The 12,167-nt window shown below is 69.7% G+C and carries 13 protein-coding genes; 6 read left to right on the forward strand and 7 right to left on the reverse strand.

Features of this window, described 5'->3' with window-relative positions; all coding sequences use genetic code 11:
- The first annotated feature begins 81 nt into the window (after positions 1 to 81).
- Positions 82 to 1,164 (forward strand): sensor histidine kinase, encoded by a 1,083-nt coding sequence (locus tag ACN469_RS27305; RefSeq protein WP_498772327.1) that lies wholly within the window; start codon positions 82 to 84, stop codon positions 1,162 to 1,164.
- Between the two features lie 12 nt (positions 1,165 to 1,176).
- Here the strand turns inward: ACN469_RS27305 and ACN469_RS27310 are convergent, their stop codons facing one another.
- The 4 genes from ACN469_RS27310 to deoC form a co-directional block, all read right to left on the reverse strand.
- A complete protein-coding gene (locus ACN469_RS27310; protein WP_498772329.1) occupies positions 1,177 to 1,815 on the reverse strand; it encodes a hypothetical protein in 639 nt (212 codons plus the stop codon).
- Positions 1,816 to 1,892: 77 nt separating this feature from the next.
- Positions 1,893 to 3,620, reverse strand: coding sequence for a phospho-sugar mutase (locus tag ACN469_RS27315; protein ID WP_498772331.1), 1,728 nt, complete (start codon positions 3,618 to 3,620; stop codon positions 1,893 to 1,895).
- Between the two features lie 65 nt (positions 3,621 to 3,685).
- Positions 3,686 to 4,078: a TraR/DksA family transcriptional regulator gene (locus ACN469_RS27320; protein WP_174485450.1), complete on the reverse strand. Its 393-nt coding sequence runs from the start codon at positions 4,076 to 4,078 to the stop codon at positions 3,686 to 3,688.
- Positions 4,079 to 4,093: 15 nt separating this feature from the next.
- Complete coding sequence (gene deoC / locus ACN469_RS27325) at positions 4,094 to 4,927, reverse strand: deoxyribose-phosphate aldolase (RefSeq protein WP_498772334.1); 834 nt, start codon at positions 4,925 to 4,927, stop codon at positions 4,094 to 4,096.
- A 114-nt stretch (positions 4,928 to 5,041) separates the two neighbouring features.
- On the opposite strand from deoC, the gene ACN469_RS27330 reads away from it, so the two are divergent.
- From ACN469_RS27330 to ACN469_RS27340, 3 genes are read left to right on the forward strand one after another with little or no spacing between them, the layout of a single operon-like run.
- A complete protein-coding gene (locus ACN469_RS27330; RefSeq protein WP_498772507.1) occupies positions 5,042 to 6,286 on the forward strand; it encodes a ComEC/Rec2 family competence protein in 1,245 nt (414 codons plus the stop codon).
- Positions 6,283 to 7,587, forward strand: coding sequence for a ComEC/Rec2 family competence protein (locus tag ACN469_RS27335; RefSeq protein WP_498772336.1), 1,305 nt, complete (start codon positions 6,283 to 6,285; stop codon positions 7,585 to 7,587). Before ACN469_RS27330 ends, ACN469_RS27335 begins: the two co-directional genes overlap by 4 nt.
- Positions 7,584 to 7,838: a DUF3006 domain-containing protein gene (locus ACN469_RS27340; RefSeq protein WP_498772338.1), complete on the forward strand. Its 255-nt coding sequence runs from the start codon at positions 7,584 to 7,586 to the stop codon at positions 7,836 to 7,838. Before ACN469_RS27335 ends, ACN469_RS27340 begins: the two co-directional genes overlap by 4 nt.
- Positions 7,839 to 7,919: 81 nt before the next feature.
- On the opposite strand, the gene ACN469_RS27345 is transcribed toward ACN469_RS27340, so the two are convergent.
- Positions 7,920 to 9,593 carry an AgmX/PglI C-terminal domain-containing protein gene (locus tag ACN469_RS27345; protein ID WP_498772340.1) on the reverse strand — a complete coding sequence of 558 codons (1,674 nt, stop codon included), beginning with the start codon at positions 9,591 to 9,593 and terminating at the stop codon, positions 7,920 to 7,922.
- A 146-nt stretch (positions 9,594 to 9,739) separates the two neighbouring features.
- Here ACN469_RS27345 and ACN469_RS27350 point away from each other — a divergent pair, with 146 nt between their 5' ends.
- Positions 9,740 to 10,033, forward strand: coding sequence for an FYDLN acid domain-containing protein (locus ACN469_RS27350; RefSeq protein ID WP_498772342.1), 294 nt, complete (start codon positions 9,740 to 9,742; stop codon positions 10,031 to 10,033).
- A gap of 142 nt (positions 10,034 to 10,175) precedes the next feature.
- Here ACN469_RS27350 and ACN469_RS27355 read toward each other — a convergent pair whose 3' ends face one another.
- On the reverse strand, positions 10,176 to 10,340 hold the full coding sequence (locus ACN469_RS27355) for a hypothetical protein (RefSeq protein WP_498772344.1): 165 nt from the start codon (positions 10,338 to 10,340) through the stop codon (positions 10,176 to 10,178).
- A 152-nt stretch (positions 10,341 to 10,492) separates the two neighbouring features.
- Positions 10,493 to 11,272 (reverse strand): cupredoxin domain-containing protein, encoded by a 780-nt coding sequence (locus ACN469_RS27360; RefSeq protein WP_498772346.1) that lies wholly within the window; start codon positions 11,270 to 11,272, stop codon positions 10,493 to 10,495.
- Positions 11,273 to 11,434: 162 nt separating this feature from the next.
- On the opposite strand from ACN469_RS27360, the gene ACN469_RS27365 reads away from it, so the two are divergent.
- On the forward strand, positions 11,435 to 12,166 hold the full coding sequence (locus ACN469_RS27365) for a zinc ribbon domain-containing protein (protein ID WP_498772348.1): 732 nt from the start codon (positions 11,435 to 11,437) through the stop codon (positions 12,164 to 12,166).
- The last annotated feature ends 1 nt before the right edge of the window (position 12,167 follow it).

Genomic DNA, 12,167 nt, shown 5'->3' on the forward strand with positions numbered 1-12,167 from the left:
GGGTGGGTGATGCTGGATACGACGGGAACGACCGAGACGTATAGACCCCGCGTTTTGGCGGTGGACGTGGAGTCAGAAGGCATGGAGCGGCTGTGCTCCATCCTGGCCCCCGCGGGCTACGACGTCCTGCCAGCGCGTGGGCCGGCGGCCCGTCAGGCCGCGGACCTGGTGCTGCTGGACGTGGAGCGTCCGGGGACAGACGGGCTGGCGGCGTACCGAAGGCTCCAAGCGGAGCTGGGTGCGGCGTCGGTGCCGGTGCTGATGCTCACCCGCAGGGCGGACCGCCAGACGCGGCGACAGGTGCTGGAAGCCGGAGTGGATGATCTGCTGACGACGGAGCCGCTGGACCCGCTGGAGCTGAAGGTCCGCGTGCACACGTTGCTGGAGCTCAAGGCGCACCGCGACCGCGGTGGGCAGCGGCCCGAAGAGCTGCTGAATCCACGCACCCGCTGGGTGGAGATGGAGCGGCTGGCGCGCGTGGGCACGCTGGCGGCGGATGTCGCGCAGAACCTGGGTCACATCGGCGAGGGCCTCCAGCGAGCGCTGGGGCACGTGCGTGAGCGCGCGATGCAGGGCCTGCCTCCGGACGTGGAGGAGCTCAAGAAGCTGGGCGTCGCCGGCGAGCAGATGCGCCTGTACGGCCAGCATCTGCTCTCGCTCGGCCCCAGCAACCCCAAGGACATCCAGCGCTTCGACTTGCGGGAGCTGGTCCCCGTGGTGGTGGAGCGCATGCGGGGCAACGGTCGGCTGGGCACCGCCGAGGTGACAGTGGTGCTGCCCGAGGACCCCATCGCCGTCGTCTTCAACCGCCGCCAGTTGGAGCAGGTGGTGGTGGAGATGCTGGCCAACGCGGCGGAGGCGGTGGAGGACGTGATGGACCGGCCGCGCCGCCTCCATGTCGGCGTGGAGCTGCCGGACATGTTCGGCGACTTCGGCCCGCGCCTGTTCGTGAAGGACACGGGCATCGGCATCTTCGAGGACGAGCTGCAGGCCGTCTTCGAGCCCTACTACACGACGAAGCCGCCGGAGAAGGGCGCTGGGCTGGGCCTCACCGTGGCGCGCGCCCTGGTGGAGTCCATGGGCGGCAAGCTGACGGTGCAGAGCCGCGTCAACCTGGGCAGCACCTTCACGGTGGAGCTGCCCGAGCAGACGTCCTCCTGGTAGTCGCCCGCCGCTCTAGAAGCGGTAGGCGATGCCGAAGAGGGCCTCCATGGCGAACTCGCTCTCGTCCCAGTCGGGGATGAGCGAGGGCCCCATGCGCAGGTTGAAGGTGGCCGCCAGCCGGCTGTCGATGAAGTACTCGAGCCCGCCGCCCACCAGGATGGGGATGACGGGTCCGATGTTCTCCCCGAAGTAGACGTGGAAGGGCATGTCGATGCCCACGTTCACCATCAACGCGCTGCTGACGGGGATGCCCACGACGAAGGCCACCGGCAGCGCCAGGCCCACGTCCGTGTCACCGTCGTGGAAGTAGAAGAGCGGCCCGGGCTGGAAGGTGAGCGCGAAGGAGACCTTGTTCGTCCTGGCCAGCTCCCACCGCATCCACGCCTGCAGCTTGATGCCGGGCGCGGTGTCGCGCACCCAGCCCTCGCGGCCCCAGTTGAAACTGAACTTGCCGCCGATGTCGAAGCGCTCCGAGGTGCCGTGGAGCACGCCCAGCGTGAGGCCCGGCCAGCCAATCTGCCCGGAGAACGCGGTGTTGCCCCGCCCCAACGTATCGGCGGCGAGCACGGACCAACCCTGCCCTCGCGCCAGCGCGGAGCCAGGAAGGGCCAGGAGACAAGCGAGGAGGACTCCAGGAACGAGGCGCTTCACACGAATCCTTTCGACGGGGGCCGCGTCGGGCGCGGCCAGGGGGAAGCCGAGGAGCAAGGTGAGGTGTGAATCAGGACTCAGGTGGGTTGTCCACGCTCACGTGCGAGCGCGATGAAGGCGTCGATGAACGAGGCCAGCCGCGCCTCCGCGCGCGCACGGGCCTGGGCCAGGGGCTCACCGGCCGTGGGCGTCTCCTTGCGCTCGAAGTAGTACTTGATTTTGGGCTCGGTGCCGGACGGGCGCAGGGTGACCCGGCCACCGCCCTCCAGCTCCAGCGCGAGCACGTTGGACGGCGGCAGGCCATTCACGCCGCGCTGGTAGTCCAGCACGGCCCGGACGGCCTCGGTACCCACGTGGGAGGGAGGCCGGGCACGGAAGGCGTCCATGATGCCCCGGATGACCTGCGCGCCCGCCGCGCCGGGCAGCGTGACGTTGCGCTGGGCGCCAACGTAGAGGCCGTGCTGGCGTTGAATCTCCTCCAGGTAGCCGAGCACGGTGGTGCCGCGCGACTCACACCACGCGGCCAGGTCCGCCATGACGAGCGCCGCGCCGACGCCGTCCTTGTCCCGCGTCACGGTGCCGGCGGTGTAGCCCAGCGCTTCCTCGTAGCCGAAGACGAACTGAAACGCCTCGGCATGCTCGCGCTCCAGCGCGCGGTTGGCGATCCACTTGAAGCCCGTGAGCACCTCGTCATAGGCGGCGCCGAGCGAGCGGGCGATATCCCCCAGCTGCGTCGACGAGACGATGGTGGTGACGACGTACGGACGGCCGTGCTTCGTCCCCTGCGTCAAAAGATAATGCCCCAGCAGCACGCCCACCTCGTTGCCGGTGAGCATGCGCAGCCCGCCGCCCGCCTCGCGGACCATGACGGCCAACCGGTCCGCGTCCGGGTCATTGGCGAGCACCAGGTCGGCCTTCACGCGCTCGGCCGTCGCGCGCGACAGGTCCATCGCGCCGGGCTCCTCCGGGTTGGGGAAGCGCACCGTGGGGAAGCGCCCGTCTGGCATCTGCTGCTCGGCCACCGGCGTGAAGCGCGGGAAGCCCGCGTCGCGCAGGGCCCGCTCCGCCCAGACGCCGCCCACGCCGTGCATCGCCGTGTAGACGATGGACAGCGTGTCGGAGCCCTTCTTGTGCACGCGCAGCCCGAGGATGGCGCGCAGGTAGTCCTCGCCCAGCGAGTCCGGGATGTCGCGCCACAGGCCCTGCTCGCGCGCCTGGGCCACCGTCAGCAGGGGCACGCGGTTGGCGGGCTCCACCTTGGCGATGGCGGCGGCGATGCCGGTGTCATGCGGGGGGATGATTTGGGCGCCGTTGCCCCAGTACACCTTGTAACCGTTGTACTCGGGTGGATTGTGGCTGGCCGTCACCATGATGGCCGCGGCGGCATTCAGGTGGAGGCAGGCGTACGCGGTGAGCGGCGTGGGCACCGGCGGAGAGAAGACATGGGCGGGGATGCCCTCGGCGGCGAGCACGGCGGCGGTATCCTCGGCCAGCTCCGCGCTCAGCTTGCGCGCATCGCGGCCCACCACCACGCCCCGGGTGGCGGCGTCCGGCACGTGTTCCTTGAGGTAGCGCGCCAGGCCCGCGGTGGTGCGGCGCACCACGGCGCGGTTCATCCGGTTGGGTCCGGCGCCCAGCACGCCGCGAAGGCCCGCGGTGCCGAACTCCAGGTCTCCGGCGAAACGGTCCGCCAGCTCGACGAGGTCTCCCTGCGCGAGCAGCCGCGCCAGCTCCTCGGCGGTGGTGGGGTCCGGGTCCGCCAGGCGCCACGCCTCCGCCCGCTCTCTCAGTCCGGTGTCGTTCATGGAGCCTCGAAGCCTCGTGCAATCTGGGAGCGCGCGGAAGACAAGCCCCGGGCGCCAGTGGAAGTTCAGCTGTAGTCAGTGAGCTTGCGACGCGTGGCGCGGCCCTTGGGGCCGTCCTTGCCGCCCTGGCACGTCACGCACAGCTCCGCGTAGGGCATGGCGCGCAGCCGCCCGAGCGGAACCTCGTCCCCGCACTCCTCGCACTCACCGAAGGAGTCCGGCTCGTCCCGCAGCTTGCCCAGCGCCTTGAGTACGCGGGCCAGCACGCCGTCCATGTTCCGGTTCCGGTTGGAGGCGATGGCCTGCATCATCTCGTTGAGGGGCTGCTCGTCCTCGTCGCCGCCGATGCGTGCTTCATCGGTGCGGTTGGGCTCGATTCTCGAGGGCGTCTTCTCGGTCAGCTCGGCATGCAGCGCCAGCAGCAGCGCCTTGAGTTCATCTCGCTGTTTCGCGTTCACGTCGGCTCCGCCGGGTCAGTACTTCGCGGTGGAAACCTGGCCGGTGACGATGGCCACCGACGCGGAGGCGCCCAGGCGGTTGGCGCCCGCGCGCAGCATGGTCATCGCGTCCTCGGCGGAGCGGATGCCGCCGGACGCCTTGACGCCCACGCCCCCTTCCACCACGACGCGCATCAACTCCACATCCTCCACCGTCGCGCCGCCCGAGCTGAAGCCGGTGGACGTCTTCACGAAGGCGGCGCCCGCGGACCTCGACAGCAGGCAGCCGAAGACCTTCTCATCGCGCGTGAGCAGCGCCGTCTCGAGGATGACCTTCACCGGATACGGGCGGCTGGCCTCCACCACGGCGGCGATGTCCAGGAACACGTCGAGGTGGTCCTTCGCCTTGAGCGCGCCGATGTTGATCACCATGTCGATTTCGCGCGCCCCGGCGGCGATGGCCTCGCGGGCCTCGAACGCCTTGGCGGACGACAGCGCCGCGCCCAGCGGAAATCCCACCACGGCGATGGGCACCGTGGAGGAGCCGTTCAGGATTCTGGCGACGGTGGCCACGTGCGAGCTGTTCACGCAGACCGTGGCGAAGCCGTACCGACGCGCCTCCTCGGCCACCTTCACCACGTCTTCCTTGCGCGCCTCGGGCTTGAGCAGCGTGTGGTCGATATACGGCGCCAGGTCCGCGGCGGACCGGATGGAGTCCATGTCCACACGCGCCGTGCCGTAGCGCGTGAAGGGGGCGGGAGGGGCGTCGGTGGCGGGGGCCTCCCGGGCGCCTGTCCACGCCTGAATGCGGCGCCGGGCCTGGTCGGCGATTTCCTCGACGTACTTGAAGAGGTCCTCGGAGTCGGACATGGCGGCCCCTTAGCCCACTTCGAGGTCCTCGGGAAGCGCGCGGGCGACCCGTGCGTTTCCTGCTCGCGCCCGAGGTGCCGAGGGTGGGAACGTGGCGGTAGAGTCCGCACCGTGATGTCCCGTCTCCGGCTGTCCAGCTTCCTCGCCCTCCTGCTCGCCGCGCTGCCAGGCGTCGCCGCGAGCCCGCCCTCCTCTCTCACCTTCAGCACCGACACCAAGCCCCTCACGGTCCACTTCTTCGATGTGGGCCAGGGCGACGCCGCGCTCGTCATCTCCCCCACCGGGAAGACGGTCCTCATCGACGGTGGCCCTCCCGAGGCCCGGGAGCGACTCGCCGCCCGCCTGCGCACCCTGGTGACGGGGCCGCTGGACCTGGTCATCCTCACCCACCCGCACCTGGACCACCTGGGCGGGCTCACGGGCGCGCTGCGCGCCGTGGGCGCCAGGCGATTCATGGACCCGGGCTTCAACCACCCCAGCGAGGCTTACAAGGATTTGCTCGGCTTCGTCGGCGACTCGGTGGGCCAGGTGATGAACCCCGAGCCCAACCCCGCCACGCCGGACTCGCTGCTCACCATCGGCCTGGGTGAAGGCGTCTCGCTCACCGTGCTCTGGCCCCGCGTGCCCCGGGAGCCCTTCCTCACGGGGACGCGCTCGGACGCCAACTCCAACTCCATCATCGCCAAGCTGACGTACGGGAAGACGGCCTTCCTCCTTGTCGGCGACGCGGAGCCGGACACGGAGGCCGCCCTGCTCCAGCGCCCCCTCGACCTCACCACCACCGTGCTGAAGGTCGCCCACCACGGTGGACGCCACTCCTCCACCGCCGCGTTCCTCTCCGCGGCGAAGCCCCAGGCCGCCGTCATCTCCGTGGGTGCCAAGAACGACTACGGCCACCCCGCTCGGGAGACGCTGGAGCGGCTCGATGCCGTCGGCGCCCACGTGCTGCGCACGGACCGGGATGGCGAGGTCATCGCCGCCAGCGACGGCCACTCCGTCACGCTGCGGGCCAACGGCGGCACCGGCGCGCTGCTGGTGGTCCCCGGCAACCTCAAGCCGGGCCCCATCGCGCTCGGCCCCGTCGTGCCCAACCCGTCCCGCACGGGACGAAGCACCATCGCCTCCATCGAGCCTCGTGACGAGGCCAGGGACACCTCGCCCGCCCCCACTCCAGGTGAGCGCGGCGGCGCGCCCACGAACACCGAGAGTCCCGGGCCCTTCGTGGGACTCAAGAACAGCAAGGTGTTCCACCGCGAGACGTGCTCAACGCTGAAGCGTTCCAAGTCGGAACGCACGCTCTACCTGAACCGCGAAGCCGCCCTGCGCGAGCGTCGCCCCGCCGAGGATTGCCACCCATGAGCCCCCGCCATCTCGCCTTGCTGGGGACCCTGCTGGCCCTGGCTGCCTGCAAGGAATCACCCGACCCGTCCACCTCGCGGCCCCCGGAGGCCCGGCGCTACTTCGGCACCGCGCCCGACGGGAAGCTGCACGTCTACTTCTTCGACGTGGGCCAGGGAGACGCCGCCCTCATCGTCTCCCCCAAGGGCAACACGGTGCTGGTGGACTCCGGCCCGGCCAGTGCCGCCGGTCACCTGGTGAACCGCCTCCCGGAGCTGCTCGTCAAGCAGTTGGACCTGGTCATCCTCACCCACCCACACAACGACCATCACGGAGCGCTGGACGCCGTGCTGCGGCGGGTGGGCGCGCGCCAGTTGATGGAGCCGCAGTTGCCCGGCGCTCCGCCCGACTACAACACCCTGCTCACCACCATCAGCGGACGCGGTATCCAGGTCGTCTCGCCCGCGCCGCCGACGTCCACGCCCAATGCCCCGCAGCGCATCAACCTGGGCGATGGCGTGTCGCTGACCATCCTCTGGCCTCGGGCGCCCACCGAGCCGCTCCTCGATTTCGACGGACCCGCCAAGGCGGAGATCAACTCCATCGTCATGCGGCTCTCCTACGGCGAGACGTCGGTGCTCTTCGCCGGCGACGCGCTCTCGCAGACGGAGGAGTACCTGCTCGCGCGCGAGGTCCCCGTCCAATCCACGCTGCTCAAGGTGGGGGCCCACGGGCTCGCGAGCGCCACCACCGCGCCGTTCCTGGCCCGCGTGGGCGCCCGTGCCGCTGTCATCTCCGTCGGCGCCAACAACGGCCTCAGAGCGCCCGCCGCCGCCACGCTGGCGCGCCTGGAGGCCGCGCACGTCCAGGTGTTCCGTACCGATGTGGACGGCGAGGTGCAGGTGGTCAGCGACGGCAAGTCGCTGGTCGTCACGCCCCAGCGGCTGCCACAGGGAAAGCCCAGCGACACGCGCTACACCCACGTGGGCCAGGGGCCCACGCCGGAGCCGAATTTCTGGGCCGGCAAGCCCCTGCCCGAGAAGAAGGCCCCGCCCCCACCGCCCGAGCCTCCCGAGGACGTGCAGCCCATCGAGTCGCTCCAGACGACGAAGACGGAGCCGCCCACGCCGCCCGTGGCGGAGGGGCGCACGGACCGCTCGAAGAAGTACAAGGGCCCGTACCACGCCAGCCGCAAGCGCCCGTTGTTCCACTTCCCGGACTGCGACGGGGCGAAGAAGATCCACGCAGAGAACCTCATCGTCTACAAGACGCGCGAGGCAGCGGCCGCGGAACGACGTCCCGCCCAGGACTGCAACCCATGACGAAGACACCCATGTCGCGGGCCTCGCTGGACCGCATCGAGGACGACGTCGCGGTGCTCATCGTCGACGGGCGCGAGGTGACGCGGCCCCGCTCGTCACTCCCCCCGGGAGCGCGCGAGGGCGACGTGCTGAACCTGGAGACGATGCAAGTAGACGCTGAAGCGACCGAGGCGCTGCGCGAGGAAGTGCGCGTGGCGCGTCAGCGGGCCATGCAGGGCAAGAAGCCGCCTCCGGGCGACTTCGACCTCTGAGCCGAGGCCCAGCTCGCACACAGGCTCCTGGCCCGAGGCCTCCCCTCGACGAGAGGGAGAGGCCCGGGGCCGGGCTCGCGGCTAACGCCCGGAGAGGACGAGCGGAATCTCCAGGTCGACGTCCTCTCCAGAGAAGCTGGAGAAGACCATGCGCTTGGCGCGCTCCCGGATGCAGGAGCCCACCGCGTTGGAGGAGCCGTTCAGGTCCTTGCGGCTGAACGTGGCGGCCTTCACCGCGCCGGACGTCCCCACCGTGGCGGTGAGCGTCACCTTCCCGCCCTTGAAGGCCGGGTTGCGCCGCAGCTCCTGCTCCACGCAGTCGCGGAACGAGACCTGCGTCTGCTCGACGACGCGCTCCACTTCCTCGTCCGAGGGACCACCCACCTCCTCGGTGTCCGCCGCGGCCACGTCCGCGCCCTCGCGGACCTCCGGAGCGACGTCCTTCTTCTCCGCGTCGTTGTAGACGGCCGCGACCTGCGCCTCGGTAGGAGCAGGCACGGCGGCCCCCTCACCGGCGGAAGGCTCGACGGCCTTGGGCTCGGTGGGAGGCTCGGCGGCCGGCGCGGCCTTCGGCTCGGGCACAGCCTTGGAGGGAGGCGGTGCCGGCGGAGGCGTCTTGCCAAGCAGCTTGTCGCGCAGCGCGCCCATGCCCGCGCCCGTGAAGACGGACTGCTCCACCGGAGTGCCCGAGGCGTCCACCGTCGTCACGCGCAACGGCATGACACCCAGCGACTCCGACAGCACGTAGGCACCGCCCAGCGGGACGATGATGAGCAGCAGGGCGAAGACGGCGTACTTCCAGCCGGAGTTGCGGCGCGTGACGCCCGCCTTCTTGGCGAAGTGGCGTGTGTCCTCCCGAGGCCGACGCTCCTCCTCTTCACCACCGCCCAGCGAGGCCAGTGGATCCTCCTGGGGGACGTCGTCCTGGTCGCCCTTGTCCGGCAGGTCCAGGTCGGAGAACAGCTCGTTCAGCGGAGCCGCGGTGGGCGCGGCGCCCCGCCGTGCCGCGGCTTGCTGGTTCCGTGGATCAGGCTCGCCGAAGTACGTCGTGTCCGGATCCTCCTCGGGCACCCACGCGCGCTGGGGCTCCGGCTCGGGTTCTGGCTCCTGCGGGAACTGCGGCTCCGGCTCGGGGAAGAAGTGCTGCGGCTCCGGCTCCGGCTCGGGCTCCGGCTCTCGACGAGCAGGCGTGCTCTTCGAGGCGCGGGCGGGAGTTGGTGGCGCCGCCACGGGCGGAGGCGGTGGAGGCAGGGGCTCCGGCTCGGGCGGCGGGGTGAACAGACCGGCGAGCTCCGGCACATCCGCGCCGCGCTTCCAGTCCGCCATGCCCTGCTGCCAGAAGAAGCTGCGGCCACTGATGGTGCCAGTGGCGACGAGCTCCCGGAGCGCTCCCTCGTCGAGGGGACCCTCCTGCTTGTTCTTCACCATCACGAACCAGGGCGAACCCGTGGCCCGCAAGGGTGCGGCACGCGTGGGCTCATCGTCCCAGGGCGTTTGAAGCGCGGCGGGTGGCGCCTTGGCCACGGCGGGCGCGGCGGTGACGGGCGCGGCGGCGGGCTCGGCCAGGGAGCGCTCTTGCGCTCGCAGCCGCTCCACATCCGCGAGCGACACCACGCGGGTGCTCTCCTCTTCGGCGGGTCCTTCGACGGTGATGACGTTCTGGCAGTTCTTGCAACGGACCTTGACCGTCTTGCCGCGGACTTTTTCGTCCGCAATGGAGTACCGCTTCTGGCAATTGTCGCAGGTGAAGTTCAAGGGGAGCGTCCGGCTCACTGGGGGGAAACTGGGTTCTGGATGCTACCGCTAGAAATCTCCCGCGCAAACCATCGGTTGACTCCGTCTTGCGCGCCAACTATGCAGCCGCCCTCTGTCTTCTCTCGGCCTTATTCAGAAGGTGGCGAATGCCGGCGAAGGACCTCGGATCGAAGTTCGTCTGCTACAAGTGCACGACGAAGTTCTACGACATGAAGAAGCCTGACCCGCTGTGCCCCAAGTGCGGCGCGGACCAGCGGGAAAGCCCTGCTCTCAAGCCTCAGCCCGAGGGACGACGCGGACGCTTGGCCGCCGCCCCGAAGGTCATCGAACCGATTGAACCCGAAGAGCCCGCCGCCGCGAGCGAGGATGAGGAAGAAGACCTCGACTCGTTCGATGACGACGAGACTCCGGCCGCGGAAACCGAAGAAGAAGAAACCTGAGTCGTGGGGTAGTAGGGACTCCCTGGCGTTCGCCGGGAGTCCCTGCGCCTCGGTGGTACCCACGAAGCCTTGAAGCCAGGCGTGCCCGTCGAGGGGCGCCGCCAAGGCTCCGTTCAGCGTGATGCGCCTGCCCGCGCTCCGCTCAGGTCCCCGACGCCAGCGACAGTTCCATCATCGCGCGGCGGATCTGCTCGTACAGACCAGGCCCCATCTCCTGCATCCCCACCGGACGGATGTCCTTGCGGGGCGGCTCCTGGTGCGTGTGTGACTGGCTCGTCAGAGTCGTCCGCTTCTTGGCCTGCTGCATGACTCGGCCCCCCTCTCGTGATGTTGCTCGCCAGTAATGTAGCAATTTTTCTATCGGGGCGGAAATGAAATCCGGATCACCCACGCCTCGACATCTAGAACGTGCAGCGCCGAAAATCTTTCAACCTTTTGCTACAGGCGCGAGCAGGTCCGTTACTTCAGGTCGCCCACCGCCCAGGATTGTTCGACCTCCACGACTTCCCCGGCGCGGACCGTCACGGTGTGCTCGGCCGGAGGCAGTCGCTCGTGCCAGAAGACGAGGGTGTGGGTGCCCTCTGGGACTTCCAGCCGGAAGCGCCCCTCCGGACTGGTGGTCGCGAAATAGGAGTGGTCGAAGGTCCGCACCACCGCGCGCATCCAGGGGTGGATGTCGCAGCGGACGGGCACGATGCCCGGCTCGGCCGGGAGCGGCTTGCGCGTGGTCATCCCCTCCAGCGGCATGGCCACGTTGAAGAAGGAGCGGGTGGAGCCGGAGGCGGCGCGCACGTTGTGGACGAGCGGATCAGAGTTGCGCAGCGTCAGGGAGGTGCCGGCCCGGGCAGCCAGGACGGGCGGCTCGTAGACGCACTTCTTCTGGTCCAGCACGGGCTCGGGCGGGAGGCTCGCTGGGACGGGGAGCCCCGCACCGGACTTGAGGGAAACCACTGTGTGGGCAAGTGCCCCTTCGGCGCCGACGACGAGGGAGCGGTCCTCCGCCTGCTCGCCACACACGGAGACGACGGTGCCGGTGGTGGGCGACAAGGTAGGGGCTGGAGGAGTCCCCGTGAGTCGGACGCGCCCCTCGAGGGTGCCCCACTTCACGTCGGCGGCGGGGCGCGCGGGCGAGGGAGCCGTCGCCGCGGGAGTGACGGGGGCCGAGGGAGCAGGCGTCTCGCGGCACGCGGAGACGAGCGCGAGGAGGAGCAACGGACGATGAAAGGTGGCGCGGAGCACGTGCCCGGTCTAACGGGTGCGTGAAGCTCTTTCAAATGGCGCGGAGCAATCCAAGGGCCCAGGGGATGACTCATGGTCCATTTGGGCGTTGGACCCTTATCACCCTTGTTGGTAGAAGAGCGCGCGGCCGTACACGGTGCGGCTCTGTGGGAGGCAGCAACTTTGCGGGAGAAATTGAAGGCGCTGGCGGAGCTTCAGAATGTGGACCTGGAGGTCGCATCGCTCCGGAAGGCCGCGGACGTCCACCCCCGTCAGATTGCCGAGCTGGAGCGGGAGTTGGGTGTAGCTCGCAGCGCCATCGAGGCTGAGCGCGCGCGCGTCACTGACATGGAGCGGCAGAAGGCGGAGCGCGAGCAGAACATCACGGACGAGAAGGACAAGGTGAAGAAGTGGGAGGCGCGGCTGAGCGAACAGCGCTCCACCCGCGAGTACTCCGCCCTCGCCCGTGAAATCGATATCGCCAAGAAGGCCAACCTGACGATGGCCGAGGAGCAGGTGGAGCTGATCAAGCAGCTCGGCCTGGCTCGCGAGGCCCTCAAGGGGAAGGAGGCCGACTTCGGGACGAAGCAGCAAGGCCTCTCGGCGCGAATGGCGGAGCTGCGCGGCAAGCTGGGCGAGTCCGAGGCGCAGGTGAAGGCGCTCGAGGGTCGTCGCTCCGGTGTGTCGAGCGCCGTCGATTCCAACCTGCTGCGACGCTACGAGGTCATCCGCAAGAAGAAGCTGCCCGCGCTGGTCGGCGTGGTGGCGGGCACTTGCCAGGGGTGCAACATGAACGTGCCCCCGCAGCTCTACAACAACCTGCGCACCTCGCTGGGCACGGACGTCTGCCCGTCCTGCAACCGCATCATCTACGCGGTGGAAGCCCTCCAGGAAACACCCGCGGCGGCGAAGTAGG

It is taken from the genome of Corallococcus terminator (assembly GCF_049194865.1).
Classification (GTDB): domain Bacteria; phylum Myxococcota; class Myxococcia; order Myxococcales; family Myxococcaceae; genus Myxococcus; species Myxococcus terminator_A.